The following is a 26,222-nucleotide window of genomic DNA, read 5'->3' as shown; positions in this document are numbered from 1 at the left end:
GAAACCCGCAACGGCGCTCGTGCCGAATTCGGTTCAGGCGTGGGCCAATTCCTGGGCCATGCGGGCGGTGATGGTGGCCAGGACTCGGGCCGCGGTGGCCAGATCTTCGGCGGGGACCGCGCCGTAGGCGGCGGCCACGATCGCGCCGGATTCGGTGCGAACCTTGCTCACCATGGCCTTGCCGGTGTCGGTGGGCGCGAGCAGTCCGTGGGGTGCGGTGGCCAGCAGGCCCTTGGCGAGCAGTGCGTTCAGGGCGGTTTCGACCTCGGCGCGGGCCCACTGGGTCATTGCGGCGATCCGGGCGATGTGGGCGCTCTGCTCGACCGGCTCGCCGGCGGCAAGGGCTTGATTCAGCACGATCCACTGCTTCTCATCCAGGGTGGTGCCGGCCAGCGCGCGGGCCAGGACCGCGGTGTGGTGCTTCTCGGCCTGGCCGATGATCGAGGGGTTCAGGGTGGTCGGGGCGGTAGCGGTGCTCATTGCGATCTCCTCGTTCGGGTGATGCTCGGTGTCGTGAACAATTCTGACACTAAGTACCAGAAGTGCACAAGTACCAATTTGATCTGAGTTCCTTTCGAGCCTGAGGTTCTTCGCACGCTAGGATCTCGGTATGCCTTCAGACGACCGCGCCCTGCCGCTGCGCGAACGCAAGCGGATCCGCACCCGCCGCGCCCTGGCCGACGCCGCCCTGGCGCTGTTCACCGAGAAGGGTTTCGCCGCCACCACCGTGGAGGAACTGGTCGAGGCGGCAGAGGTCTCGCGCAGCACGTTCTTCCGGGCCTTCCCCACCAAGGAGGCCGTGGCCGTCGAGGCCGAGACCGAGCTCTGGACGGGCTATCTCCAGGCCCTCGCCGCTATTGATCTCACCGGGCCGATCCTCACCGCGTTACGCGACATCCTCACCGACGCGGCAACCGCGCTTCCCGACGACTGGGATGAGCGCTACATCGCCACACGCAGCCTGATCCTGACCGCCCCCAGCCTGCTCGGCTACATCGACTACGCCCGCTCGGGTGTGGAAACCGAAGTGACAGCACACCTTTCGGACAAACTTGCCCTGCCCTCCGGCGATCTGCGCCCCCGCATCCTCGCCGAGCTGACCACTACGGCCTGGAGCATCGCCGGACGTGGCTGGGTCGCCGCCGACGGTGCCGGCGGCCGGTCCGCGCTTATCACCCGCCTGCACGAAGCCTTCGCCGCCATTCCCGACGCCCTGCAGACAAAGGCTCCAACGCTCACATAGACAACCGACCGTGGTTGCAGGAATCCGCCGTGTGGTGGTCCATCCCCGCCTATCGTTGGGCACGTGGAATCTGCTGTGCCACAGGAGAACAACAAGCGAGCCGCGCACCGCGAGCTGGTCGGCCGCATCCTGCACGGGGTGGGCAGGGCGTCGCCGGACCTGCGCCGCAGCGCCTTTCACAACAGCGATGTCCCGCCTGCGTTGCAGCCGCTGATCGACAAGGTGGCCACGAAGCCGACGGAGATAACCGACGACGACTTCGCCACCGCCGCGGCGGCGGGTTTCAGCGAGGACCAGGTGTTCGAGCTCGTGATATCCGCGGCGGTGGGCCAGTCCGCCCGGCTGTACGACGCGGGCCTGGCCGCCCTGGCCGAGGCCACCGAGGAGACCGGCTGATGCGACCCGAAATCCTCAACAGCGGCTACCGTCCCGGAACCAAAGCCCTCTTCGCCCTCATCCGGCTGTTCTCCCGGCAGCCGGTCCCGGACGCCGCCAAACTCGTCTTCTATCGCCCCGACTTCTACGGCGACCTGTCGAAGAAATTCACCCACGAGGCAATGCGGGGCCCCTCCCCCTGGTCGGTAGCCGACCGAGAACTGATGGCGGCCTACGTATCGAAGATCAACGCCACCGCGTTCTGCATCGGCGCGCACACCGCGACCGCAGCCCAGGCATACCAGGACGAGAAGAAGGTCCATGCGGTCCTGGCCGACCTCGAATCGGCCCCCATCGACGACGGACTGCGCGCAACCCTACGGATGCTCGGCAAACTGACCCGAGAAGGAACGGTCACCGCCGAAGACATGCGAGAAGTCCTGTCCACAGGCATCACCCGCACCCAAATCGAAGACGCCCTGGCGGTCTGCGCCGCCTTCAACATCACCGACCGCCTCGCCGACGCCTTCGGCTTCGAACTACTCAGCCCCGAGGGCTACAACTCAGGAGCGAAGTACCTGCTCAAACGCGGCTACCAATAGCCCCGCGTGTCTCGATGTCCTAAAACTAAGGACAATTCTTCGAATTATGTCCTAAGATTGGAGACATCGAGACAAGGAGGCCTGCTCTTGCTCTATGCGACACCCGAGCTCGATTCCACGGATCAAGTGGTTCTCAGCCGTATTTATCAGCGGCGGGATGCGCTGGCCTCGGCTATGCGAGTGCCCAAGCGCTGGCCCGGATTGTTGCGCCGGAACTTGATGGCACGCGCTATCCGCGGCTCGAACAGTATCGAGGGATACGTCGTCGAGACCGACGATGCGGCCGCGGCCGTCGACTACGAGGAAGCCCTCACGGCCGACGAACGCACCTTCGCCGAGATCCGCGGCTACCGGCAGGCCCTCGGCTATGTGCTGACCGTGGCGCAGGGCGGCGCGGCGATCGACGAATCCACCATCAAGGCACTGCATTTCATGATGCTTGGCCACGATCTGCAGAAGAGCCCCGGGCAGTACCGCACCGGGCCGATCTACGTACGGGACGACACGACCGGGGACACGGTCTATGAGGGGCCGGGTTCGGAAATGGTCCCGGGATTGATGACCGAATTAGCCGAATCTCTCAGCACCGGTACCGAACCGATTGTCGCCGGAGCGATGGCGCATCTGAATCTGGTGATGGTTCATCCGTTCCGCGATGGAAACGGGCGGATGGCCCGGGCCCTGCAAACACTCATGGTTTCGCGCGGCGGCCTCGCCGAACCCCCGTTCTGCAGTATCGAGGAATGGCTCGGTGCGAACACCGAGGACTACTACCGGGTGCTGGCGCGGTCGGGGCTGGGACGGTGGTCTCCGGAACACGATGCCCGGTTGTGGCTCAAGTTCAATCTGCGCGCCCACGACATCCAAGCCCAGACCGTCGAAGGGCGCATGCGGCGGACCGAGGAAGCCTGGGCTCGGCTCGATCAGCTCGTCGCCGCGCACAAACTGCCCGATCGCGTCTCTGACGCGCTCTACGACGCGTTGATCGGTTTCCGCATTCGGCGGCACAGCTATTCGACCCGCGCCGACGTCGACGAGCGCACCGCTACACGCGATCTGAAAGCCCTCACCGACTTGGAATTGCTCGCCGCGCGCGGCGCGACCAACACTCGGCACTACGTCGCGGGGAGGAACTTGCTGGAGCTCAAAGCCGCCCTGCGGGAGGATGTTCCGCGAAAGATCAACGATCCCTACCCGACGCTCAGAGCTGAATTGCTCATGCCGTAGTACGCGTCACCACCGGCTGCGGTACTGGGTATGGGATCGCGCGACCGCGCTGACCTGCTGAGCTTGTTCGGCCTGCCGATCTTGTTCGTGCTGCCGATCCTCTTCGACCGTCCGGGTTAGCACGTCCATAATCGCTTGCGCGGTCCCGCTCAGCCGCTCGGCCTTGTTCTCTTGCTCCGCCGGACGGGATTGTTCGAGTGCGGTGCGGATTGTGGTGTCGGTGTAGCCGAGTAGGCCGCGGAGGGCTGTTGCTTGGTCGGCGGCGGGGTCGAGTTGCTGGATTCGGGTTCGTAGTTCGGTGAGGTCGGTGCGGAGATCCTCGAGAGTTTCCGGGGCATCGGCGTGCCGTACCTTGTCGAGGACCGTCAGTAGGGCTCGGTCAAGCTCGGTTTGTTCGCGTTCTAGTGATTCGATGCCGTGGATCAGGGTGGCGCTGCTGCGCCAGTTCACGTAGTCGTACAGGCGGCGGACGGCCCATTGGGCTTCGACGTTGGTGTCCAACGCTTGGGCCTCGTCGTGGCGGGCGACCACTTCGTGGCGGACTCGTTCGGCTTCTTCGATGGTCGAGAGCGTCGCCAGGGTGATCAGATGTTGTCGCAGTTCGCTTTCCAACTCTTGCATTCATCGATGGTGAACCTCCCCGCGGCCGGCGGGGGGCTGAATTAAGTTGTTCGGATGACTGTTCGCGACTGGCCCACCCGCGTTGAGACCGCAACGGACATTCCCGCGGTCCGGGAGATCGTGCTCGCCGCCTTCGATACGCCGGAGGAGGCCGATCTGGTCGACGCGTTGCGCGCGGATTCGGCTTGGATCGAGGGGTTGTCGATTGTGAGCACGTTGCCGGATGGGACGCCGGTGGGGCATGCGTTGCTGACGCGGTGCCATATCGGGGCGGCGCCGGCGCTGTGTCTGGCGCCGTGTTCGGTGCTGCCGGAGTATCAGCGGACGGGGGCGGGGTCGGCGGCGATCCGGGCGGCGTTGGATGCCGCCGCGAAGCTGGGCGAGCACGCGATAGTCGTGCTCGGGCATCCGGAGTACTACCCGCGGTTCGGGTTCGATCGGGCTTCCGAGCACGGGATCAGTGTGAGTTTCGAGGTGCCGGATGAGGCGCTGATGGCGCTGACGCTGGATGCCGATCGGCCGCTGCCCAGCGGAAAGGTCCGCTACGCGGCGCCTTTCGGGATCGACTGAGCGTTTGTGAGCGGAGTTTAACCCGCTGCTTACCTATGGCGATCTTGTAGAAACGCGAGGTCAATAGCGTATACACCCATGTCGACACGGATGGCTACAACGGCCGGGCGGCCGCTGCGGGATGTGGTGTACGAGACCCTGCGCGGCGAGCTGATGAACGGGGACATCAAGTTCGGGGAGCGGTTGACCGAGCCGAAACTGTCGGCGCGGTTCGGGATTTCGCGGACGCCGATCCGGGAGGCGCTGACGGTGCTGTGCTCGGACGGGCTGCTGCGGCGTGAGGAGTACGGATTCAGCCCGGTGCGGCCCAGCATTCCGCTGATCCGGGACCTCTACGAACTGCGAATCACACTGGAACTGGGCGGGATTCAGCGGGCCATCAACAATCCGGCGATCCAGCACGATCGAGAGCTGCTCACCGCTGAGCGGGCGGCATGGCTGGCGTTGCGCGCCGATCCGCCGGAGCAGGAGCCGGGTTTCGTGGTGCGGGACGAGGAATTCCATGTCACGCTGCTGCGTTCGGCGGGCAATGCGGAGCTGGTGCGGTCGCTGGAGTCGGTGAACTCCCGGATCCGGCATGTGCGGATGTACGACTTCATGGTCAACAACCGGATCGAAACCACCATCACCGAACACCTGGCGATCCTGGACGCTGTTCTGGCACAGGATCTTCCACTGGCTTATCAGCTGCTGCACCGGCATATCGGGGAGTCGCTCGATGTGGTGCTGGATCGGGTCACCCGGGCGATGGCGGCGATGTCGATGGAGGACAAATGACCGCGGGCACGACACCGCACCTCTCCCCCACCGAGCGAGTAGCTGCCGCCTATCGGCGTATCGCCGAGGTGGATCGGCCCGAGGTCTGGATCACGCTTCGGGCCGAAGCCGATGTCACCGCCGACGCCGCGGCAGTCGAACGCCGACTGGCCGACGGTGAATCGCTGCCGTTGGCAGGCACTTTGGTGGCGGTGAAGGACAACATCGATGTGGCAGGGCTCCCCACTACCGCCGCCTGTCCTGAATTCGCCTACACCGCGGACGTTTCCGCTGCCGCAATCGAGCGGCTGGTGACGGCAGGCGCGGTGGTGCTGGGCAAGACGAATCTCGATCAGTTCGCCACCGGCCTGGTCGGTACCCGCAGCCCCTACGGCGCGGTGCGGCATGCGCAGCATCCCGAGTTGATCTCCGGTGGGTCTAGCTCGGGGTCGGCGGTGGCCGTGGCGCTCGGACTCGCGGATATCGGAATCGGCACGGACACAGCCGGTTCCGGGCGCGTTCCGGCGGCGTTGCACGGCATTGTCGGCATCAAGGCCTCACTGGGAATCATCCCCGCGCACGGTGTCGTACCGGCGTGCGTCGACTACGACGCCGTCACGGTGTTCGCCGCCGATCTGGATCGGGCGGTTGCGGCCGCCGCGATCATGGCGGGTCCCGAAGCCCGGGATCCGCGCAGCCGTGCGTGGCCGGCCGATGTCCGGCTCGCCGCGCCACAAGTCCCGCGTCTTGCTGTGCCCCGCGGTGCGGACCTCACCGCACTCGATCCGTCCTATCGCGAAGCGTTCACGAACACCCTTGCTGCCGTGGCTGATTCGGGGGCTACCACCGAGGAAGTGGACATCTCAAGCCTGCTCGATGCCGCCCGGCTCCTGTACGACGGCGCCATCGTCGCCGAGCGCTATGCCGCTGTCGGCGCGTTCCTCGACACGGCACCGGCCGGAGCCGATCCCACGGTCGCAGCCATCATCGGCGCGGCCCGCGCGACCACCGGGCCCGGCTTCGCCCAGGACCTGGACACATTGGCCAAGGCTCGGGTGGCCGCGCTCGAACTCCTCGCCGGGTTCGACGGACTACTCCTGCCGACCACCACCGAACATCCGAGTATCACTGCGGTACAGGCGGATCCGTTCGGCATCAACCGTCGCATGGGCACCTACACGAATTTCTGCAATCTGCTCGATATGGCCGCCGTGGCCGTGCCCGGCGCGCCCACCGCCGACGGCAAACCCTTCGGGGTGATGGTGGTGGTACCCGCGTTCGCCGATCAGGTCGCGGTGGATATCGCAGCTCGCGTCACCGGGTCCGAAGCCCCAGCTTTGATCGATCAGGGTGTGGATCTAGCAGTTTTCGGCGCACATCTGCGCGGCCAGCCGCTGCACTGGCAACTGGAGCAGATCGGCGCCCGCTTCGCCGGGGAGATCCGCACGACCGATGCCTACCGTCTCACCGCCCTCGATACCGTGCCGCCGAAGCCGGGCCTGGTTCGCCACGGACCGGGGTTGGGTGCACCGATCCTCGGCGAACTGTTCCGGGTCTCGCCCGCGGGCCTCGGGAGCTTTCTTGCCGCGTTGCCCGCACCGATGGCGCTGACCAGCATCAACCTGGCGGACGGGCGCGAGGTCATCGGTTTCGCCTGCACCTTCGATGCCGCGCAGGCGGCTACCGACATCACCGCCTACGGCGGATGGAAGGCCTTCTCGCAGAACCGGAACTAGACCTCTGACCTCGACAAACGACCGTCTTAAACATTTGTACTAGACAAATGTGCAAGACCTCTGTTAGACATATGTCTAAGACATTCGCTCTAACAAAGAGGACCGCAAATGAACGCCGACCACTCCACCACCCAGCCCCGCATCCTCGTTTCCGGCGGTGGCATCGGTGGCAATGCCGTTGCGCTGCAACTGCTCCGGGCCGGCATCCGCGCCACCGTGGTCGAGCGCGCCACCGCTCCCCGGCCCGGCGGGCAGTCGGTCGACCTGCGCGGCGCCAGCGGCGAGGTCGCCGAGCGGATGGGCCTGATGCCCGGCATCCGCAAGCACCAGATGGACGAGCGCGGCCTGATCTACCTCGACGCCGAGGGCGCGGAAATCCTGCGGATGGACATGGAGGCCTTCGACGGCAAGGGCGCCGTCGCCGAAATCGAGATCACCCGAGGCGATCTGAACCAGGTGCTGCTGGACGAGCTCGAGGCGGCGGGCGGAGTCGACTACCGCTACGGCGAGTGGATCACCGCGATCGAGCAGGACGCGGACGGCGTGGACGTCACCTTCGGCTCCGGCGCGACCGAGCGGTACGACCTCGTCATCGGCGCGGACGGCCTGCACTCGGCCACCCGCCGCTTGGCCTTCGGACCCGAGGAGGAGTTCAGCACCTACCTCGGCGGCTACATGTCCTTCTTCACCATGCCCACGCCCGCCGGCCTGGAGCCGCATTGGTTCTCCATGCACTCGATGGTCGGCGGCGCCATGATCGGGATTCGGCCCGACAACGACCCGGCGACCTGCAAGGCGATCATCACCATCCGCACCAGCGCCGACCCCGCGCTGCGCCGGGATATCGCCGCCCAGCAGCAGTTGATCCGGGAAAAGCTGGCCGGGGGCGGCTGGGAAGCGGACACCATCGTCGCGAAAATGGCGCAGGCCCAAGACTTCTACTTCGACGAGCTGGCCCGGATCGACCTGCCGAGCTGGTCGGAGGGCCGGGTGGTGCTGCTCGGCGATTCGGCCTTCTGCGGCTCGCCGCTGGCCGGGCAGGGCACCGCGATGGCCATCACCGGCGCCTACGTGCTGGCCGGTGAGATCGCCGCGCACACAGGCGATCTGCCGCAGGCGCTGGTCCGCTACCAGGAAGTGATGGGGCCGTTCGTCGCGAAGTCGCGGGACCTGCCCCCGGGCGGGCTGAAGGCGATGACGCCGATGACGCGCTTCGGCATCCGCGCCGGCCAGGCCATGACCAAGCTGATGCTCTGGAAGCCGCTGCGGCCCTTGATGATCAAGATGATGAGTTCGACCGAGGATTACGACCTGCCGGACTACTCCGTGCAGGCGGTCTGACAATTCTGAACCGCTGGGCGGGCCGGTCACCCCTCGTGATCGGCCCGCCCATACCCGTGGGTGGGATCGTCGGCGCACCCCGAATGGTTACCTTCGGCAGCGGCGCGGCGCCGATCAGCTCCCGGAAGAGCCACTGAGTACTGCCCGGTAAAAACCGACCGGGCCGGTCACCCCTCGTGCACCGGCCCGGTTGGCTTTACCTCCGCGACCCGGCCTGCCACCCCTCGTAGACAGGCCGGGTCCCGGATCCCCCACCCCCGGTTGGTGGCTGTGCTCCGGCGTTGAGACAACTTTGCAACCGCGGCCTTAGTGGGGTCTTAAGAAGAACTTGTACGACCAAAAATGCAGGTAGAGGACCAATCATCGACGCACCGACGGCTCATGGCGGATGATGGAGGTCGGTGCACCAACGAGGATTGGAAAGTCGATGGAAACCGTGGTGGTCTGGGTCCTTGCCTGCCTGCTCTATTGGTGGGGGCTGCTCTAGGACCGCGGGAATCCCCGCATTACGGCGGCCCTTCTACTACACTCGGTCGTAGACAATTCGCACTCCGCCCGATTGGCGTCGCCATGACTCACCCCACCACCACCCGGACCGAACCAGTTCCCGCGTTACGTTGGGCCACAGCCATCTTCGCGGTCGCGCTGGTAGTGCACGGCTACGATCACCTACGCCGCGGCATGGACACGGTGTCCTCCACCGTCATGGCCCTGGGCACCATCCAGATGTTCGCGGCCGTCATCACCATCGCGCTGGTGGCCACCGGCCACCGCTGGGCCCCGCCCGCCGCCATCCTGGTCGGTTTCGCCAGCGCGATCGGCTTCACCCTGGTCCATCTCTTCCCGGACTGGTTCGGCCCCTTCAGTGACAGCTTCATCAACCCACCTGCCTCGGCGAAGGTCACCGGATTCTCTTGGTTCGCAGCCATTTTCGAGATCACGGCCGCTCTCGCCATCGGCAGCGCCGGCCTCCGCGCCCGCCGCGTGATCCCATGATTGCCCACCCGCCCCCTGGGTAGACAAAAGTCGGGGAGGTGCGACCTGGGTGGACACGCACCTCCCCGACCTGGGGGGTTCAGTTATTCAGTTGGGTGTTGCCGGAGGTCAGCCCTCGAGGCCCTCGCGGACTGCTACCTCGATGCGCTTGCCGAGGTCGGCGTCGACGTTCTTCCAGTACTGGAAGACGCGGGACAGGATGGGTTCCTGGACGCCGCCGAGGATGTGGCCCGAGACGTTGGCTACCAGGCGGTCGCGCTCGTCGTCGTTCAGGACCTCGCGGACCAGGGTGCCGGCCTGGGCGAAGTCGTTGTCCTCGCGGTGCTGGATGTAGCCGGCGCGCAGCATGGTGGGGTCGAAGTCCCAGGCGCCGCCGTCGGGGGCCTGATGCGGCTGGGCGTGCGGGCCGCCGAAGGAGTTGGGGGCGTAGACCGGGACGCTGGCGTCGTTGTAGCCGAAACGCATGGCGCCCTCCTTGGAGTAGGAGTTCACCTCGGCGGCCTTGGCCCGGTTCGGCGGCAGCTCGTGGTGGTTGACGCCGATGCGGTAGCGGTGCGCGTCGGCGTAGGCGAAGACGCGGCCGAGCAGCATCTTGTCCGGCGAGAAACCAATGCCCGGAACGAGATTCGACGGCGCGAAGGCGGCCTGCTCGATGTCGACGTGGAAGTTGCCGGGGTTGCGGTTCAGCGTCCAGCGGCCCACCTCGATCAGCGGGTAATCCTTCTGCGACCACACCTTGGTCAGGTCGAACGGGTTGAAGCGGTAGGACTCCGCCTCAGCGACCGGCATGACCTGAACCTTGAGGGTCCAGCTCGGGAAGTCGCCGCGCTCGATGGCCTCGTAGAGGTCCTTGCGGTGGTGGTCGGGGCTGGAACCGGCCAGGGTGTCGGCCTCGGCCTGGGTCAGGAACTCGATGCCCTGATCGGTCTTGAAGTGGTATTTCACCCAGAAGCGCTCGCCCTCGGCGTTGATCCACTGGTAGGTGTGCGAACCGAAACCGTCCATGTGCCGGTAGGTCTTCGGGATGCCGCGGTCACCCATCAGCCAGGTCACCTGGTGCGCGGTCTCCGGGCGCAGGGTCCAGAAATCCCACTGCATGGTGTGGTCGCGCAGACCACTGCCGGGCAGGCGCTTCTGCGAGTGGATGAAATCGGGGAACTTGATCGGGTCCTTGATGAAGAACACCGGGGTGTTGTTGCCGACGATGTCGTAGTTGCCGTCTTCGGTGTAGAACTTCACCGCGAAACCGCGCGGATCGCGCCAGGTGTCGGGGCTGCCCTGCTCACCGGCGACAGTCGAGAAACGCACCAGCGACTCCGAGCGCGCGCCCGGTTGGAAGAGCTTGGCCTTGGTGAAGCGGCTGACGTCGTTGGTGACAACCAGCTCGCCGTAGGCGCCCGAGCCCTTGGCGTGCACGACGCGCTCCGGCACCCGCTCGCGGTTGAAGTGCGCGAGCTTCTCGATCAGGTAGTGGTCGTGCAGCAGGATCGGGCCCTGCGCGCCCGCGGTGAGGGACTCGTCGTCGCTGGGGACCGGGGTGCCGGTGTTCGTGGTTGTCGGCTTGATCATGCGAAAGCCTCCTCGGCTTTTGAACTTTGACAGGTTGGGCAAGTGCCCCAGAACACGACCTCGGCTTCGTCGACGACGAATCCGTGGGCGTCCACTGGGGTCAGGCAGGGGGCTGATCCCACAGCGCAGTCGACATCGGCGACCGTGCCGCAGTTCCTGCACACCAGGTGGTGATGGTTGTCACCGGTTCGGGTCTCGTACAGCGCGGACGAGCCCGCGGGCTCGATGCGCCGCAGGATCCCGGCGCGCACGCAGGCCCGGAGCACGTCGTAGACGGCCTGCGTGGACACCGACCCGAGCGCTTCCCGCACGGTGACCGCCACCGTGTCGGCATCGGAATGCGGCCGGTCCGCGACGGCACGCAGCACGGCCAGCCGCGGCGCGGTGACCCGCAGGCCCGCGTGCCGCAACCACTCGCGTGGGTCGGTGCCGGTGGTGTGCATGAACCCATCGTGGAGGCTTTTCTGGAATTAGTCAAGAATTAGAGTTTATCCAGTCGATCCAGTGCGGCACGCACCTCTGAGACCAGCGGCACGCCGATGGCCTCGAACAGCTCCATGGACTCGGTCAGGCACGCCCGCGCCTCGGCGATGTTGCCCGTGGCGGCGTGCACCTCCCCCAGGCTGCGCAAACCGTCCGCCCGGCCGTGCCGGTCGCTGATCCGCTCGGCCGCCCGCAGCGAGTCGGCATAGCGGCGGCGGGCCTCGTCGTGGTTGCCCTGTTCCAGTTCGATATGGCCGATGCCGCGCAGAATGTCGACCTGGCCGAGGGTCAGGTTCAGCTCCACGGCGATGTCGTGGGCGGCGCCGAAACGCATTCGCGCCGTAGCCAATTCCGACCCGTTGCGCTCCACGTTGCCCAGCCCCCAGAGCGCCCAGGCCTCGCCGTGCCGATCCCGGATCCGCACCGCCATTTCCAGCGCGTCGCTGTAGTAGCGCCGCGCGGCCTCCCAGTCCCCCACGTAGCGCGCCACGTGCCCGAGCCCGCGCAGCGCATCACCTTGGGTCCGTGGGTGATTGAACTGGCGGGCGATCCGCAACGCGTCGGTGTAAACCCGGCGCGCGGTGTCGGTGTCGCCCATCCGGCGGACCACCTCGCCGTACCCCCACAGCACCGAGGCCGCCCGGACGCGATCGCCGATGGCGTCGGCGATCTCGCCCGCCTTCTGGAAATGCTGTCGCGCCACACCGTAATGGCAGGCCAGCCGTTCGACGTGCCCCAGACCGTTGCGGGCGTCGCATTCGGCCTCGCGATATCCGACGTCGCAGGCGATCCGCAGCGCCTTGTTGTAGAACCATTCCGCGCCACTGTGATCACCGGTCAGCCACGCGGTCTGGCCGAGTTCACACATCGCCTCGGCCTGCCGGTGCGTGTCGTCCTGCTCGACCGCGATGTCGAAGGCCCGCTGGAAGGCGGTCCGGGCCGGTTTGTACAGGCCGCCGATCTGATCGATCCGCCCCAGCTCCAGCAGCACGCCGGTCTCGGTGCGCCGGTCGGAGATACGACGTGCGACCTGCAGCGCCTTGTCGTAGAGCCAGTGTGCGTCGGCCCAGTAACTCAACCCCCACAGCGCGGGCGCGAGCCGCCGGGCCAGCTCCGCGGTCTCGGCGGTGAACGGCGCCGCGTCGATGCAGGCGAGCAGGTTCTCCCGTTCCGCCATGAGCCATTCCTCGGCTTGGGCGTATTCGGCCGAGGCCGCCGCGTCCTCCGGATAGGCATGACGCGCGCCGACCCCGGGGCCTGGCTGTTTCGGCGTGCTCATTTGCCGGGCGAAGGCCAGGTTGCCGCCGATCAAACGGCCCAGGACAGCGGCGTGGTCGGAGGGTGAATCCTCTTGCTCGGCATGGAGTCTGGCGAAGAGGCGGGTCAAATCGTGCATGCGATAGCGGCGGCCGCCGGTGCGGCGAGTCCGCGAATATTCCAGGAACCCCGCTTCGAACAGCTTGCGCAGCAAGACTTTCGCCTCGGCACCGTTGACCGCGACGGCCATGATGATGGTGTCGGCCGAGATTTCCGGGCCCGGGTACCAGCCGAGCAGACGTAATGCCCGGCGTTGCGCGGGGTCTCGCAACCGTCGATAGGACACCTCGTAGGCCGCGAGCATCGACTCACCCTCGGCGCTGAACCATTCCATGATGTCCTGGGCGGCGGATTCGCCCAGAACATATTGGGCCGGAGACTGTTTCAGCCGCTGCGTGAGTGCCGCGAACTCGAGCGCGCTGTCGGCCAGCAGTTCCTCACCGTGATGGGCGATCTGACCGGCGATCAATCGGATCGCCATCGGCACACCCCCCGAGGTCTCCAGGATCTGGCGCACCGCCGCGGCGTCGTAACCCGGCCGCAGATCCGCGAGCCGGACCAGCAGACGCTCGGCTTCGGCGGCCGACAGCGGGTCCAGATGCAGCGGCGACGAACCGGCCAGCCCGGTGAGCTTGGCCCGGCTGGTGATCAGCACGAAACACCCATCTGCTTGCGGGAGCAGCGGTTTCACCTGATCGCTGTCGAGCACGTTGTCGAACACGAGCAGCATCCGGCGCGCCTTCATGGCGTTGCGCCACTGGGCGGGCCGGGCCCCCGGGTCGACCTCGATGCTCTCCGGCGGCACCCCGATCTCCACCAGCAGCCGGGACAGCACCTCGTCGGGTTCGCGCGGCTCGCGGCCCACGGTGTGGCCGTGCAGGTCGAACCAGAGCGGACCGTCCGGGAAATGCCGGGCGAAGGCCGCCAGCGCGTAGCGGGCCAGCACCGTCTTACCGATGCCGGGCGGCCCGTCGATGACGTGCACCGCGGACAGGCGGCCGTGCAGATGCCCGATCACCCGGTCGTGCAGCGCCCATTTCGCCGCCTCGCGACCGGTGAAATGCGGCACCTCGGCGGGCAGGTCACCGGCGGCCGAGATGGTCAGCCGGCTCTCGGCGCGCTTGGCCCAGGCGTTGCGCAGCTCATGGCGCTCCGCCTCCGGCATGGCGCCGATATCGGCGACGTCGATCAGCTCGTCCCAGGTCGTACGGTAAATGGCGGCAAGGGTTTTCAGGACGCTCACGGTCGGCCGGACGGCGCTGCGCCCGTGCGGCCAGGCCTCGTATTCCGAGACCCGGCTCGCCTTCATCGCGTGCCCGCCGACGATCTCGTTGTAGCGTTCGGCCACCGCGGACTGGGTGAGTTCATTGGCGTGCCGCCACGCCAGCCGGGGCCGGCATCCGCCCTGCCGGAACTCGGCGACCAGCGGCTCCAGCAGCTCGTGCCCGGCCAGTCCGAGGCCGAGAAAGGTCTCCCGGACCCGCCTGCGATCCTCGGCGCCGTAACCGCCGCGGCCGCTCTCACCAGTGCGCATGGCAGTGCCCTTTCACCAAACCGGGCCCCGCGCCGGAAATTCCGGACGACGGTTGTGATATTTCCTGGGTACCAGCGGTATTTCCGCTGGTCAAGGCGCTGCTGTTAGCCATGAAATCTCTGTGTTTGCTGGGATCGCTGAATGCACCCCGCGCTTGTCACCATGAGATCAGTCGACGACTGCACCCTCGTCGGCGGCGAAACAGAAAGGGGGGCACGCGATGGCGATCACCGAAATGGAGTGGCTCATCACGAGCGACGTGGCTTTGGAGGTGGCGTTCCGGGTCGATCTACCCGAGCCGGGCCGAGGCGGGTGGGTGCTGTCCTACCTGCCCACCAGCCTCCGATTCACCCGCGAACAAGCACTGTCCGGCATCGTGCTGGCGGAAATGATTCTGCTGGAGCAGCTTTCACCCGCACAGCCGCTGGACCGGGAGGTCGCGCAGCTGCGGGCGGCCGAGCTCGGAGTCACGCTGCTCGACGTCATGTGTGTCCTCGCCCTGCGGGCCTGCACCGGTTGCCGCGAAATATCCCGCGCCGCAGCCGAAGTCACACGCCGGTTGACCGAAACGAGCGGAGCGGGCCGGTGATCGTCATTCTCGGGCCGCTGGTCATCTCCATCCCGATCCGCGAGGAGTACGCCGTGCGGGTGGTCTACGCGATCACCGGCATGATCATGCTCGCCATCGCGGTGCTGGCCTACGTCCACGGCGTGGAGTTCGGCGAGGCCGGCGCACCGGAAATCACGAAGACCATCGCGCCCGGGGAGTGCGTGATGTTCTGTAACCCGCGGCCGTCGGAAACGCATCCGGCCTAGCGCAGCTTGCGACCTCGCATGTAGCGGGCGAGCTGGTCGTAGGTGCCGTCGCCGTTGGCGAATTCGACCACGTTCCTGGCGGATTCGAACCAGGCGCCGGCGCTGGGCTTGATGTCGGCACGGACCGCCTCCAGGTCACCCATGGTGATTGGGCGGACCTCGCCGGTGCGGATGGAGTCGGCCATGGCCAGCTGGGTGGCCGAGGTGCACAGGTGGGCCAGGTCGGCGCCGGAGAAGCCGTCGGTGTGGTGGGCGAGGGCGGCGAGATCGACGCCACTGACCGGGCGGTCGCGCAGGTGGTAGTGCAGGATCGAGGTGCGGGCGGTCGCGTCGGGCAGGCCGACCAGGATCATCCGGTCGAAGCGGCCGGGGCGGCGCAGGGCTACGTCGACGTCCCAGGGATGGTTGGTGGCGCCGAGCACGTAGACGCCGTCGTTGCTGTAGGTGGCCGAATCCAGCTCGGTGAGTAGCTGATTCACCACCGTGCGCATGGTGGCCGAAGCGGACATCTGGCCGCGCTTGTGCCCGAGGGCGTCGAGTTCGTCGAGGAACAGCACGCACGGGGCGTTGCGGCGGGCCACCTCGAAGACGCTGTGCAGGTTGCGTTCGCTGGCTCCGGTGTAGATATCGAGGATGTCGGCGATCTCGATCGGATAGAAGTTCGCGCCGAGCTCACCGGCCACGGCCGCGGCGAGGAAGGTCTTGCCACAGCCGGGCGGCCCGTACAGCAGCAGACCGCCGCGGGCGGAGGTTCCGAAAGCCTGGGCCAGCGCGGGATTTCGGAGCGGGCCGAGCAGGGCCAGGTCGAGCTGGCGTTTCACCTCGTCCATGCCGCCGACATCGGCGAGGGTGACCCCGGACTTCTCCACGGTGCCCGCATCACGGTCGGTGGCGAATTCGGCCGGACCGGAATCGACGAACGCCGGGGCGATGATGTCGCCGACCTGTTCCTCGGCGGCAGCCCAGAAGTCGTACTCGTCGAGATCCGCCGTTGCCGCATCGCGTTTCCCGGACGAACCCGGCAGCGCGCCGGCCGAGTTGCCGGCCAGGGCGATGGTGCACTGCTGTAGCAGCCCCAGCGCCTGGGCATTTCCGGGTTCCTGGGTGAGCGCCGCACCGCACTGCGCGAGCGCCTCGGTGAACTGGCCGCGCTCGACCAGTAATTCGATGACGCGCAGCCGGAGCGCGATCACTTCGGGGCTGCGGTCCAGTGCGGCGAGCATTTCCGTCAGAACCGGGTCGTCGTTAGGCCGGGGCATGACGTCTCTCCTTCACAGATCGAATGATCCAGCGCAGGAATTGCAAAGCCAGCGCTCCGAATACGACGCAGGGCATCGCGACGCCGATCGGATCGGCCGAGCCGGTCCCGATGGCGAGCAGCACGAGCAGGAAGATCGCGCCGAGCAGCAGCACTCGCGCGATCGAGACCACATCGGTCCGAAAGACCGACCAGACACTCGGCCACTGCCTGCGCGGTACCGAACGCAGACCGAAGATCACTACAGCCACCACCACCGCCAGTCCGGCGAGGCCGATCAGCCGGCCGGGGCCGGTCACGATGTCGAGCGTCCGGGATCCGGAGGTCTCCGGTGCTGCGCCGAACAGCAGTACCGCACCGACGACCAGGAACATCAGCAGGTGCAGGCGCACCAGCGCACGGTGAACCACCAGTCCGATATTGCGGCGGACCAGCGGACCCATCGCCGCCGGATCCAGCTCGCCCACGCGCAGCAGTCCGTCGGCCGCCGCGCCCAGCCGTCCCGACCGCAGCCGCACGATGGCCAGATCATGCGCGGCGGCCGGGTGCTCCGGGTCGATGTCCAGGGCCCGGCTGAACGCGGCTGCGGCCTGCCCGGCTGTCCGCATGCCCGCCTTGCTCTGCTGGAGCAGAATCGATCCGCGCAGCCAATGCAGGTTCGCGTTCTCGGGGGTCAATTCCAGCGCCCGTTGAATGGCGGGCAGCGCCACCTCCGGATCGGATCGGGTGACGGCCGCGAGCACCCGGAAATTCGCGGCCGAATCCGGGCCGAGCTCGACGGCGCGCCGGGCCGCGGACTCGGCGGCCCCCGCTTCGCCCAGCGCGTTGCGGGCGAGGGCCCGAGCGCGCAGCCCGAACTCCGAATCCGGTTCGACGCGCAGCGCCGCGTCGGCGGCGGCCGCGGCGGCCCGGAAGTCGCCCAGTGACAGGCACGAGTCGGCCAGGTAGGCGGCGGCGGTCGCGTTGTCCGGATCGCTGGCCAGCTCCTCGGCCAGCAGCTTGCGGGCATCGGCGTACCGGCCGAGCTGTTCCAGGTGGATGGCCCGCGTAAAGCGCGTGCTCGCCACCGGTCGCTCGATCACCAGACCACCTCGTCTCGGGTTGCCGACCTCCGCGATCCTAAATTTGCAGACCGAGCGGTACGAGTTCTCGCCGATTCCGATACCGAATCGTTTCCGCTGGTCACAAGCGGTGAGCCGGGCCACAGTCCGGGGGCGGAATAGTTCCTCCGGGGCCCTCGTTGTAGCTGACTGTCGGCGTCCGGACAGCCCCGGGCCGCACCCCATTCGTCGCTTCGAGCGACCACCCGCCGAGAGGCGCTTGTGGGACGTCGGCTTTTGATCGCGACGCCGCCAGGTGCCCCCCGCCTGGCGGCGTTCGTCGTCTCCGGCCATGCTGCTGAAGTGACTGCACACAGCGAAGCGTTGGCGCGCCGGCTCGGCCTCGGGGACTCGGTGGTGATCGGGCTCGGGTCGATGGTGGGCGCCGGGATCTTCGCGGCGCTGGCGCCGGCGGCGGGTGCGGCCGGATCGTGGTTGCTACTCGCGCTCGGTATCGCGGCGGTGCTCGCCTACTGCAACGCGACCGCGTCGGCGCGGCTGGCGGCGCTGTATCCGGTGTCGGGCGGGACCTATGTGTACGGGCGGGAGCGACTCGGCGAGTTCTGGGGATATCTGGCGGGGTGGGGTTTCGTCGTCGGGAAGACGGCATCGTGTGCGGCGATGGCGTTGACGGTAGGAAGCTATGCCTGGCCGGAACATTCGCGGGTGGTCGCGGTCGCCGCCGTCGTGGCGATCACCGCGCTGAACTACTCGGGGGTGCAGAAGTCGGCGCTGGCTACCCGCATCATTGTCGCGGTCGTGCTCGGTGTGCTGGTTGTGGTGGTCGGCACCGGGCTGTTCGGAAATCATTCGGCGGCAACGGCTCTGCCCGACCGGATCGGCCCGCGCGGTGTGCTGGAGGCGGCGGGGCTGTTGTTCTTCGCGTTCGCCGGGTACGCGCGGATCGCGACACTCGGTGAGGAGGTGCGCGAGCCGCGGCGGACCATCCCGCGCGCCATCATGATCGGTTTGGGGCTGGCGCTCGCGATCTATGCGCTGGTGGCGGTGGCGGCATTGAGCACACTCGGGTCCGCCGGGCTGGCCGCCGGGGCCGACCCCTTGGCCAGGCTGGTATCCGCCGCGGGCGCACCGGAATTGGCGCCGGTCGTGCGGGTGGGCGCGGTGCTCGCCGCGACCGGGTCGCTGCTCGCACTGATCCTCGGGGTCTCGCGGGTCCTGCTGGCCATGGCTCGCGACCGCTGGCTGCCCGGTGCGCTGGCCGCGGTACATCCGCGCTTCGGCGTGCCACACCGGGCCGAGTTGCTGGTCGGGGTGGTCGTTGCCGTTGTCGCGGCGAGTTTCGATCTGCGTGCGGCTATCGGTTTTTCGTCGTTCACCGTGCTGGCCTATTACCTGGTCGCCAATGTTTCGGCCGCCACATTGAGCGCGGCGGAGAACCGCCCGGCCCGCTGGGTGACGATTGTCGGTGCCGCCGGATGCGTGGTCGTCGGATTCTGTCTGCCATTCAGCTCCGTACTCGCCGGGCTGGCAGTTCTCGCGGTCGGAGCCGGTTGGTACTTCGTGCGCCAAAAGCGCGCCGGGACGACGGAGTAATCCCTCGTGGAGGGGTCCTTACCCGTTAGCCTCAATCACTATGGGGCGCTTCGGTGGATTCCTGACTGGGTTCGCGGCGGTTTCGCTGGTGGCGGGCAGTGTTCTCACGCCGAGCGCGCAGGCCGCGCCCGCCGAGACACGCTGCGCGGTAACTTCCGACCGCGATCCGCAACGCGCCAGACCTGAGCAGGTCGGGATGGATTCGGCGCCCCTGCAAGAGGCGCTGGAGTTCGCGGCCGGAAGAAACCGGTTCAATGTGCAAGTCTTTCGCCACAACTGCCTGATCGGGGAAGGACCGACAAACGATCAGAGCGGCAATGTGGCGTGGAATATCTGGAGTTCCACCAAGAGCGTGGTTTCGATGCTCGCCGGAATCGCCTGGGATCAAGAGAAGCTCGATATCGAGGCGCCGATCGGCCGATACCTACCGGAGGGGCTCGGCGATGAGCTCAGACGGTCGATCACCGTGGAGAACCTGCTCACCGAAACATCCGGAATGCGAGTCGGTGTTTTCACCGAAGGCATCACCGGGGTCATCCCGGTCGATCCGAACAGCGCCGTGCAGGCGCTCGGTGTGCCGCTGGACAATCCGCCGGGCGCGGCGTTCAGCTACAGCCAGCGCAATGTCGATCTGCTCTCGTATGTAATCGAATTGGCCGTGGGCGAGCCGCTGCAGCAGTTCGCGCAGCGCGAGCTATTCGATCCGCTCGGAATTCCGCCGAGTGATTACTACTGGGCCCGCGACCGCGCCGGACACACCTACGGGTACGCGCACCTGACGATCCCGCCCAACGATTTCGCCAAGATCGGGCTGCTGGTCCACAACGAAGGGCGCTGGGGCAGACAGCAAATTCTGTCGAAGGACTATCTGGCGAGAGCGCTCTCCCCCTCCGCCGCCAACCGCTGTTATGGCTACCTGTTCTGGCTCGGCGCCGGGTGCGCGGAGATACCGGATTACCTGCCCGCGGACTCGTATGCGATGTCCGGACTGGGCCTGCAGAACGTCTTCTTCATTCCGAGCCTGGATCTCACGGTGATGTGGACCGGCGTCTTCGGCAACGTCACCAACTACGGCTTGCAGGGCATCCTGCAGAACTTCGAGGAACTGCCGCACGAGTTCTTCCGGAAACTGCTGGCCGCCTTCCCCGGAACCACCGATCCGGGCCCCTACCTCGAACCCCCGATCCGCATCGACCCGAGCCGCTACTTCGACACCGGCATCCTGCTCGCGGTATTCGGTATCGGACCCTCCGCCTACCCCGGTTGCAACGTATTCGCCTGCCTGAATTACCCACTGGCACCGCCGTTTACCGACGCCCCACCCGGCTGCGCGGTCCTGGTCTGCCTCGGCCCCGACCCACGCACCCCCGGAATCCGCTAACCGCCTGGCCGACACCGTCACTCGTAGTGCTTGCCGACCTTGGCAATCCAGATCGCACCGTCGACCACCTTGTACACACTCCGATGCTCTTGCGTGATTCGCCGTGACCAATACCCGGCGAGGTCATGTTTGAGGGGCTCCGGCTTCCCGATCCCTTCGAACGGGTCGGCAAGTATCGCCTTGATCAACACGTTGACCTTCTTCAGCACGGTGCGGTCGCGCTGGAGCCAAGCGGTGTATTCCTCCCAAGCGACTTCCGAGAAAATGAGCTTCATTCGATGAGCTCGCGGCTGGTGCCGCCACCACCTTCGAGCTCCTCGATCGACCGGCGTAGACGTGCGCCATCGGGCCCGCTCAACAACTCGACGGTAGTGAGCAAAGCGTCGTAGTCATCCTTGGACATCAGCACAGCATTCCCCGCCTTCGAGACGATCTCTACCGTATCGTGATTCTCGTTAACCATCTTGACCAGTGGAAATAGGTTCTTACGCGCTTCGCTCGCAGTAATTGCCGCTGCCATAACTCCTCCACTCACTGGTACCAAATACGGTACCAGCGCGCACGGGCTCTTGGTAGCCACGATGCATCGCGGCGTCACACCGCATCGGCGGCCCGGCGGACGTTGCGCATAATTTCCGCCTTGCGCCGCAGCGCCACTACGCGGGTGATCTCGCGGACCGGCCGCGGCAGCACCTTGTCGACGGCGCGGACCAGGGTGGCGAAGTGGTTCAGTCGGCGCTCGTCACGGTCGGTCCAGGTCAGACCCAGGCGTTGGCGCGCGACGTCCGGCAGGACGCCGGTGTTCACCCAGCAGGCGAGTGGGCCGACGATCCGCCACATCACCAGCTTCCACAGCCACGCCGGGATCGGCTGCGGGACTGGAGGTTTCGACATCGTCACGAGGACGTCGCCGACACTCGGATGGTGTTCGAGGCGGTCCCGCAGGACGGCGTCGAACCAGGACTCGAAGCTGGGCAGGTCCTGGGGCACAGCGCGTTCCGGCAGTCCGGCCAGCAAGGCCATCCGCCGCCACCCGTCGTACAACTCCACCCGCTGGGCCGCGGTGAGACCGGGACCGAACCGCGTGGCGGCGATCTCGCTGGCGAAATAGCCGGTGGCCAGCACGAAGAAGTAGGCCTCGGGTTCCCATGCGTGATACTTGCGGCCCGCGTGGTCGATGCCGCCGATCGGCTTGTGCATCGCCTTGATGTCACGACCGTAGGCGGCGGTGTCGTCGCCGTAGAAGGCAAGTGCGAGCGTCGGCCAATACGACCGATCGAAGCGGCCGATCGGGTCGGTCTTGAAGATCGAGTGCTCGGCTACGCCCGAACCGATCACCGGGTGCGCGACCTGCAGCAGCAGTGCGCTCGGGGCGAGCAGGATCAGCCGCCAGTCCGCGGCCCACCGGGCGGTCAGCGAATCCTTGGGCAGGCCGGGCAGTTCCGCGAGATCGGACGCTTCGGCGAGTCCGGTCATGGGCGCACTCCTAATTCAGGAATCAGTTGTCTCTTGATTCAAGCTAGATTCAGGAAACATCTGTGTCAAGATGGCGGGATGACGAAGGAGGCGCGGGCCTACGGCGGGGTGTCGGCCGACGAGCGGCGGGCCATGCGCCGGGAACAGCTGCTCGAGGCAGCTTTCGCGGTGATGGCCCTGGAGGGGCCGACCGGGCTGACGGTCCGCACGGTCGCCAAGGAAGCGGGACTGTCGACCCGGTTCGTCTACGAGAGCTTCCAGGATCTGGACGACCTGGTGGGCGCGGCGTTCGAACTCGCCGTCCGACAGCTGACCGCGGCCGTGGACAGCGCGGTCGCCGCGGCGGCCCCCGAACGGCGGGCCAAGGTCGGCGCGGTCGTCGAAGCCATGGTGGATTTCTTCCTGGCCGCGCCCGCCAAAGGAAAACTGTTGTCCACCAAGGCGTATGGACATCCCGCGGTGGCCCGGCGCCGACTGGCGCGTTCCGAGGACATCTCCCGTGCCTTCGCGGCCGTGCTGCGCGAAATGACGTCGGGCGCCGACGATTCCGCGGTCGATCTGACCGCGCGGTTCCTCGTCGGCGCCTTCGGCGAAACCATTACGGCGTGGATCCAGCAGTCGCTGCCCTATCCCCGCGACAAATTCGTGCATGACAACGTCGAGCTGTTCCTCGCCTCGATCGCCACGCTGGAACGGCTATAGCGAGCTGACCCACCCGTGCACTTCGTCGGTGCGCAATGCGTCGGCGTGCCGTTTGCGCAGGGCCTGGGCGATGGGGCCCGGCTTGCCGGCGCCGACGGTGCGGCCGTCGACTTCGGTGACGGGCGCGCAGCCGGCGGAGGTGCCGGTGACGAAGACTTCGTCGGCGATGTAGAGCTCGGTGAGATCGACGGTGCGCTCCTGGACGGGAATACCGTCCTCGGCAGCCAGGGTGAGGATGGTGCGGCGGTTGATGCCGTCGAGGATGTCGCAGGAGACGTCGGGGGTGATGAGGGTGCCGCCGCGGACCAGGAAGATGTTGGCGGCGGAGAGTTCGCAGACGTGACCGTTGCCGTCGAGGAAGATGCAGTCGTCGTAGCCGCTGTCGATGGCGTCCTGTTTGGCCAGGACCGAATTCACGTAGGCGCCGTTGACTTTGGCGCGCGACGGGATCGCGTTGTCCGGAATGCGACGCCACGGACTGGATTTCAGGCGCATGCCGTGCTGCGGGACGATCGGCGTAGCCGGGTAGATGAACATGCTGACCTGAATGTCGCAGCCACGCACGCGGGTGCCCGGAATCGACTGCACCACATGGACGGTGGCGCGGACGAAGACGTCCTCGGTGAGTTCGTTGGCCGCGATCAGCTCGACCGCCGCGGCGCGGAAGCGGTCGAAATCCCACTCCTGCGCGAAGCGATCGATCCCGATGATCTTGCAGGACTCTTCCATCCGGCGGAAGTGGTCTTCCAGCCGGAATGCGGTGCGGGCGGATCCCGCCACGAAGACGGGAAAGACCGTGTAGACGCTCAGGCCGTACAGCACCGCCGAGGAGGCCACACTGACGTGGGCCGCCTCGGCGGGTACGAGTCGATCACCGAGATACACCTGGGGGTACGGATTCGCCATCGCCGCAGGCTATCAGTTTCAGTTACGCCGAACGGCCGCGTTGCCGCTCCACCAGTAGCGATCGGTGAGCAGCGGCCCGGCCGCGTTCAACGATGCTTCCATTTCCCTGCGGGCTTGTTCGTAGGCTTCCCGATCCCGCTCTGCTTGCTTCAGATCTTGAACCATGGCTACATGATTCGACGGACAGCCCGTCGCCGTCCAATGATTTTCCGGCGAGCTGCGCGATCAGCGCTGGCTGAGCAACACTTCCGCGATCTGAATCGTGTTGAGCGCGGCGCCCTTCCGCAGGTTGTCGCCGGAGACGAACAACGCCAGGCCGCGGCCGTCCGGCACACCCGGATCCTGGCGGATCCGACCCACGAGCGACTCGTCGGCACCGGCGGCCTGCAGCGGGGTCGGCACGTCGACCAGCTGCACGCCCGCGGCGCTCGCGAGGATCTCCTTCGCGCGCTCCACCGACAGCGGGTTGGCGAATTCGGCGTTGATCGACAGCGAATGCCCGGTGAACACGGGGACGCGCACGCAGGTGCCGCTCACCAGCAGCTCCGGCAGACCGAGAATCTTACGGCTCTCGTTGCGCAGTTTCTGATCCTCGTCGGTCTCGCCGCTGCCGTCATCAACCAGCGAACCCGCGAGCGGGATCACGTCGAACGCGATCGGCGCGACGTACTTGTTCGGCGCGGGGAACTGCACGGTATTACCGCCGTGCACCAGCTTCTCGGCATCGCCGATCACGGCGCGCACCTGCGAGGCGAGTTCCTCCACACCGGCCAGGCCGGAACCCGAAACAGCCTGGTAGCTGGAGATGATCAGGCGCTGCAGGCCCGCCTCCTCGTGCAACGGCTTGAGCACCGGCATGGCCGCCATGGTGGTGCAGTTCGGGTTGGCGATGATGCCCTTGACCAGGTTGCGGGTGGCTTCCGGGTTGACCTCGGAAACGACCAGCGGGACCTCGGGATCCTTGCGCCAGGCCGAGGAGTTGTCGATAACGGTGACGCCGGCCGCGGCGAAACGCGGGGCCTGCACCCGGGACATGGTGGCGCCCGCGGAGAACAGCGCGATGTCCAGGCCGGACGGATCGGCGGTCTCGGTGTCCTCGACCACGATCTCCTGGCCGCGGAACGGCAGCTTCTTACCGGCCGAGCGCGCGGAAGCGAAGAACCGCACCTCGTCGGCCGGGAAGTTGCGCTCCTCCAGCAGTTTGCGCATGACGGCGCCGACCTGACCGGTCGCGCCCACGACGCCTACTCGAATTCCCATGTCCTAGCGCCCCGTTCCCGCGTGCACGACGGCGACCTCGTCGCCGCCGAGATCGAAGGCCTTGTGCAGCACCTGCACGGCCTCGTCCAGCTCGGTGTCCTTGACCAGCACCGAGATCCGGATCTCGGAGGTGGAGATGAGGTCGATGTTGATGCCGGCCGCGGCCAGCGCCTCACAGAACTTGGCGGTGACGCCCGGGTGGCTCTTCATGCCCGCGCCGACCAGCGAGACCTTGCCGATGTGGTCGTCGAAGATGATCTGCGAGAAGCCGATCTCGTCCTGCTGCTTGGTGAGCATTTCCACGGCCGAGGTGAGGTCGCTCTTGGGCAGCGTGAAGGTGATGTCGGTCTTGCCGGTCTCGACCTTGGAGATGTTCTGCAGCACCATGTCGATATTGATTTCGGCGTCGGCGACGGCACGGAACACCTTGGCGGCGTAGCCCGGAACGTCGGGCAGACCGACCACTGTCACCTTGGCCTCGCTGCGGTCGTGCGCGACGCCGGTGAGGATTGCTTGCTCCAAGGGGATGTCCTCCATCGATCCGTAAACGTAGGTGCCCAGCTTGTCGGTGTAGGACGAGCGCACATGTACGGGCACGTTGTAGCGGCGCGCGTACTCGACGCAGCGCAACATCAAGACTTTCGAGCCGCAGGCCGCCATCTCCAGCATCTCCTCGTAGGAGACCTGCTCGAGCTTCTGGGCGTCGGAGACGATGCGCGGATCAGCGGTGAAGACGCCGTCCACATCGGTGTAGATCTCGCAGACATCGGCTTCCAGCGCGGCGGCGAGCGCGACGGCGGTGGTGTCGGAGCCGCCGCGGCCGAGCGTGGTGACGTCCTTGGTGTCCTGGCTGACGCCCTGGAAGCCGGCGACGAGCACGATGGTGCCCTCGTTCAGCGCTTCCCGCAGGCGGCCCGGGGTGACGTCGATGATCTTCGCGTTGCCGTGCGCGCCGGTGGTGATCACACCGGCCTGCGAGCCGGTGAACGAGCGGGCCTCGGCGCCGAGCGAGTGAATGGCCATGGCGACAAGCGCATTGGAGATGCGCTCACCCGCGGTGAGCAGCATGTCCATCTCGCGCTGCGGCGGCGTGACCGCCACCTGCTGGGCGAGATCGAGCAGTTCGTCGGTGGTGTCACCCATCGCGGAGCAGACGACCACCACGTCGTGGCCCTGCTTCTTCGTCTCTACGATCCGTTCAGCGACGCGCCGGATACGCTCGGCGGTCGCCACCGAGGATCCTCCGTACTTCTGAACCACGAGAGCCACGAGAAGGTCCTCCAAAATCGACTAACAGCTGGTAACAGCCACCTAGAGTACCGGCCGGGGTGCGCGCGATTTCCCGCTACCTCCCCCACCTGTGGAAATCCGCACAGTCACACATACTCTCGCGTGTCCC

At 66.8% G+C, this 26,222-nt stretch carries 28 protein-coding genes; 14 read left to right on the top strand and 14 right to left on the bottom strand.

The features are described 5' to 3' along the window. Positions 1–33 precede the first annotated feature (33 nt). Positions 34–480 (bottom strand): hypothetical protein, encoded by a 447-nt coding sequence (locus tag IBX22_RS19185; RefSeq protein WP_194816907.1) that lies wholly within the window; start codon positions 478–480, stop codon positions 34–36. A 130-nt stretch (positions 481–610) separates the two neighbouring features. On the opposite strand from IBX22_RS19185, the gene IBX22_RS19180 reads away from it, so the two are divergent. From IBX22_RS19180 to IBX22_RS19165, 4 genes are all read left to right on the top strand, one after another. Then, positions 611–1,243: a TetR/AcrR family transcriptional regulator gene (locus IBX22_RS19180; protein ID WP_194816906.1), complete on the top strand. Its 633-nt coding sequence runs from the start codon at positions 611–613 to the stop codon at positions 1,241–1,243. 63 nt (positions 1,244–1,306) lie between these two features. Next, a complete protein-coding gene (locus IBX22_RS19175) occupies positions 1,307–1,639 on the top strand; it encodes a hypothetical protein (protein ID WP_309234678.1) in 333 nt (110 codons plus the stop codon). Continuing rightward, positions 1,639–2,220, top strand: coding sequence for a carboxymuconolactone decarboxylase family protein (locus IBX22_RS19170; RefSeq protein ID WP_194816905.1), 582 nt, complete (start codon positions 1,639–1,641; stop codon positions 2,218–2,220). Before IBX22_RS19175 ends, IBX22_RS19170 begins: the two co-directional genes overlap by 1 nt. A gap of 219 nt (positions 2,221–2,439) precedes the next feature. Beyond that, positions 2,440–3,447: a Fic family protein gene (locus IBX22_RS19165; RefSeq protein ID WP_228538869.1), complete on the top strand. Its 1,008-nt coding sequence runs from the start codon at positions 2,440–2,442 to the stop codon at positions 3,445–3,447. Positions 3,448–3,453: 6 nt separating this feature from the next. On the opposite strand, the gene IBX22_RS19160 is transcribed toward IBX22_RS19165, so the two are convergent. After that, positions 3,454–4,068 carry a hypothetical protein gene (locus IBX22_RS19160; RefSeq protein WP_194816903.1) on the bottom strand — a complete coding sequence of 205 codons (615 nt, stop codon included), beginning with the start codon at positions 4,066–4,068 and terminating at the stop codon, positions 3,454–3,456. 54 nt (positions 4,069–4,122) lie between these two features. On the opposite strand from IBX22_RS19160, the gene IBX22_RS19155 reads away from it, so the two are divergent. From IBX22_RS19155 to IBX22_RS19135, 5 genes are all read left to right on the top strand, one after another. After that, positions 4,123–4,638: a GNAT family N-acetyltransferase gene (locus IBX22_RS19155; RefSeq protein WP_194816902.1), complete on the top strand. Its 516-nt coding sequence runs from the start codon at positions 4,123–4,125 to the stop codon at positions 4,636–4,638. A 78-nt stretch (positions 4,639–4,716) separates the two neighbouring features. Continuing rightward, positions 4,717–5,415: a GntR family transcriptional regulator gene (locus tag IBX22_RS19150; RefSeq protein WP_194816901.1), complete on the top strand. Its 699-nt coding sequence runs from the start codon at positions 4,717–4,719 to the stop codon at positions 5,413–5,415. Next, on the top strand, positions 5,412–7,130 hold the full coding sequence (atzF, locus tag IBX22_RS19145; protein WP_194816900.1) for an allophanate hydrolase: 1,719 nt from the start codon (positions 5,412–5,414) through the stop codon (positions 7,128–7,130). The genes IBX22_RS19150 and atzF overlap by 4 nt, the downstream gene beginning before the upstream one ends. Positions 7,131–7,238: 108 nt before the next feature. Further along, positions 7,239–8,471 (top strand): FAD-dependent monooxygenase, encoded by a 1,233-nt coding sequence (locus IBX22_RS19140; protein WP_194816899.1) that lies wholly within the window; start codon positions 7,239–7,241, stop codon positions 8,469–8,471. 570 nt (positions 8,472–9,041) lie between these two features. Continuing rightward, positions 9,042–9,467 carry a hypothetical protein gene (locus tag IBX22_RS19135; RefSeq protein WP_194816898.1) on the top strand — a complete coding sequence of 142 codons (426 nt, stop codon included), beginning with the start codon at positions 9,042–9,044 and terminating at the stop codon, positions 9,465–9,467. Between the two features lie 108 nt (positions 9,468–9,575). Here the strand turns inward: IBX22_RS19135 and IBX22_RS19130 are convergent, their stop codons facing one another. The 3 genes from IBX22_RS19130 to IBX22_RS19120 are packed head-to-tail and all read right to left on the bottom strand — an operon-like array spanning position 9,576 to position 14,370. Further along, positions 9,576–11,036: a catalase gene (locus IBX22_RS19130; RefSeq protein WP_194816897.1), complete on the bottom strand. Its 1,461-nt coding sequence runs from the start codon at positions 11,034–11,036 to the stop codon at positions 9,576–9,578. Beyond that, positions 11,033–11,479, bottom strand: a complete 447-nt coding sequence (locus IBX22_RS19125) for a Fur family transcriptional regulator (protein ID WP_194816896.1) — start codon at positions 11,477–11,479, stop codon at positions 11,033–11,035. Before IBX22_RS19125 ends, IBX22_RS19130 begins: the two co-directional genes overlap by 4 nt. A gap of 38 nt (positions 11,480–11,517) precedes the next feature. Continuing rightward, positions 11,518–14,370 (bottom strand): tetratricopeptide repeat protein, encoded by a 2,853-nt coding sequence (locus IBX22_RS19120; protein ID WP_194816895.1) that lies wholly within the window; start codon positions 14,368–14,370, stop codon positions 11,518–11,520. A gap of 220 nt (positions 14,371–14,590) precedes the next feature. Here IBX22_RS19120 and IBX22_RS19115 point away from each other — a divergent pair, with 220 nt between their 5' ends. Together IBX22_RS19115 and IBX22_RS19110 are read left to right on the top strand one after the other, a co-directional pair. Further along, a complete protein-coding gene (locus IBX22_RS19115; protein WP_194816894.1) occupies positions 14,591–14,959 on the top strand; it encodes a hypothetical protein in 369 nt (122 codons plus the stop codon). Further along, a complete protein-coding gene (locus tag IBX22_RS19110) occupies positions 14,956–15,186 on the top strand; it encodes a hypothetical protein (protein WP_194816893.1) in 231 nt (76 codons plus the stop codon). Before IBX22_RS19115 ends, IBX22_RS19110 begins: the two co-directional genes overlap by 4 nt. Here the strand turns inward: IBX22_RS19110 and IBX22_RS19105 are convergent. Both IBX22_RS19105 and IBX22_RS19100 read right to left on the bottom strand, forming a co-directional pair. Next, positions 15,183–16,445: a 26S protease regulatory subunit gene (locus IBX22_RS19105; protein ID WP_228538868.1), complete on the bottom strand. Its 1,263-nt coding sequence runs from the start codon at positions 16,443–16,445 to the stop codon at positions 15,183–15,185. The genes IBX22_RS19110 and IBX22_RS19105 overlap by 4 nt on opposite strands. After that, positions 16,432–17,526, bottom strand: a complete 1,095-nt coding sequence (locus tag IBX22_RS19100) for a tetratricopeptide repeat protein (protein WP_194816892.1) — start codon at positions 17,524–17,526, stop codon at positions 16,432–16,434. Before IBX22_RS19100 ends, IBX22_RS19105 begins: the two co-directional genes overlap by 14 nt. Before the next feature lie 321 nt (positions 17,527–17,847). Between IBX22_RS19100 and IBX22_RS19095 the strand changes: the two genes are divergently transcribed. Together IBX22_RS19095 and IBX22_RS19090 are read left to right on the top strand one after the other, a co-directional pair. Further along, on the top strand, positions 17,848–19,098 hold the full coding sequence (locus IBX22_RS19095) for an APC family permease (protein ID WP_194816891.1): 1,251 nt from the start codon (positions 17,848–17,850) through the stop codon (positions 19,096–19,098). Between the two features lie 40 nt (positions 19,099–19,138). Further along, positions 19,139–20,479, top strand: coding sequence for a serine hydrolase (locus IBX22_RS19090; protein WP_194816890.1), 1,341 nt, complete (start codon positions 19,139–19,141; stop codon positions 20,477–20,479). 17 nt (positions 20,480–20,496) lie between these two features. Here IBX22_RS19090 and IBX22_RS19085 read toward each other — a convergent pair whose 3' ends face one another. The 3 genes from IBX22_RS19085 to IBX22_RS19075 form a co-directional block, all read right to left on the bottom strand. Further along, on the bottom strand, positions 20,497–20,754 hold the full coding sequence (locus IBX22_RS19085; RefSeq protein WP_194816889.1) for a Txe/YoeB family addiction module toxin: 258 nt from the start codon (positions 20,752–20,754) through the stop codon (positions 20,497–20,499). Beyond that, complete coding sequence (locus IBX22_RS19080) at positions 20,751–20,999, bottom strand: type II toxin-antitoxin system Phd/YefM family antitoxin (protein WP_194816888.1); 249 nt, start codon at positions 20,997–20,999, stop codon at positions 20,751–20,753. Before IBX22_RS19080 ends, IBX22_RS19085 begins: the two co-directional genes overlap by 4 nt. 74 nt (positions 21,000–21,073) lie before the next feature. Further along, on the bottom strand, positions 21,074–21,955 hold the full coding sequence (locus IBX22_RS19075; protein WP_194816887.1) for an oxygenase MpaB family protein: 882 nt from the start codon (positions 21,953–21,955) through the stop codon (positions 21,074–21,076). A 78-nt stretch (positions 21,956–22,033) separates the two neighbouring features. Between IBX22_RS19075 and IBX22_RS19070 the strand changes: the two genes are divergently transcribed. Beyond that, positions 22,034–22,657 carry a TetR/AcrR family transcriptional regulator gene (locus IBX22_RS19070; RefSeq protein WP_194816886.1) on the top strand — a complete coding sequence of 208 codons (624 nt, stop codon included), beginning with the start codon at positions 22,034–22,036 and terminating at the stop codon, positions 22,655–22,657. Here the strand turns inward: IBX22_RS19070 and IBX22_RS19065 are convergent. The 4 genes from IBX22_RS19065 to IBX22_RS19050 are packed head-to-tail and all read right to left on the bottom strand — an operon-like array spanning position 22,652 to position 26,092. After that, complete coding sequence (locus tag IBX22_RS19065; protein WP_194816885.1) at positions 22,652–23,563, bottom strand: aminotransferase class IV; 912 nt, start codon at positions 23,561–23,563, stop codon at positions 22,652–22,654. The two genes, IBX22_RS19070 and IBX22_RS19065, sit on opposite strands and share 6 nt — an antisense overlap. 18 nt (positions 23,564–23,581) lie before the next feature. Then, a complete protein-coding gene (locus IBX22_RS19060; RefSeq protein WP_194816884.1) occupies positions 23,582–23,728 on the bottom strand; it encodes a hypothetical protein in 147 nt (48 codons plus the stop codon). 60 nt (positions 23,729–23,788) lie between these two features. Next, positions 23,789–24,823 (bottom strand): aspartate-semialdehyde dehydrogenase, encoded by a 1,035-nt coding sequence (locus IBX22_RS19055; RefSeq protein WP_194816883.1) that lies wholly within the window; start codon positions 24,821–24,823, stop codon positions 23,789–23,791. Positions 24,824–24,826: 3 nt separating this feature from the next. Then, positions 24,827–26,092, bottom strand: coding sequence for an aspartate kinase (locus IBX22_RS19050; RefSeq protein ID WP_194816882.1), 1,266 nt, complete (start codon positions 26,090–26,092; stop codon positions 24,827–24,829). Between the last annotated feature and the right edge of the window lie 130 nt (positions 26,093–26,222).

This window comes from Nocardia sp. XZ_19_385 (assembly GCF_015355755.1).
GTDB lineage: Bacteria > Actinomycetota > Actinomycetes > Mycobacteriales > Mycobacteriaceae > Nocardia.
The sequence above is the reverse complement of the archived record's forward strand: the minus strand, read 5'-3'. Positions and strand labels throughout refer to the sequence as shown.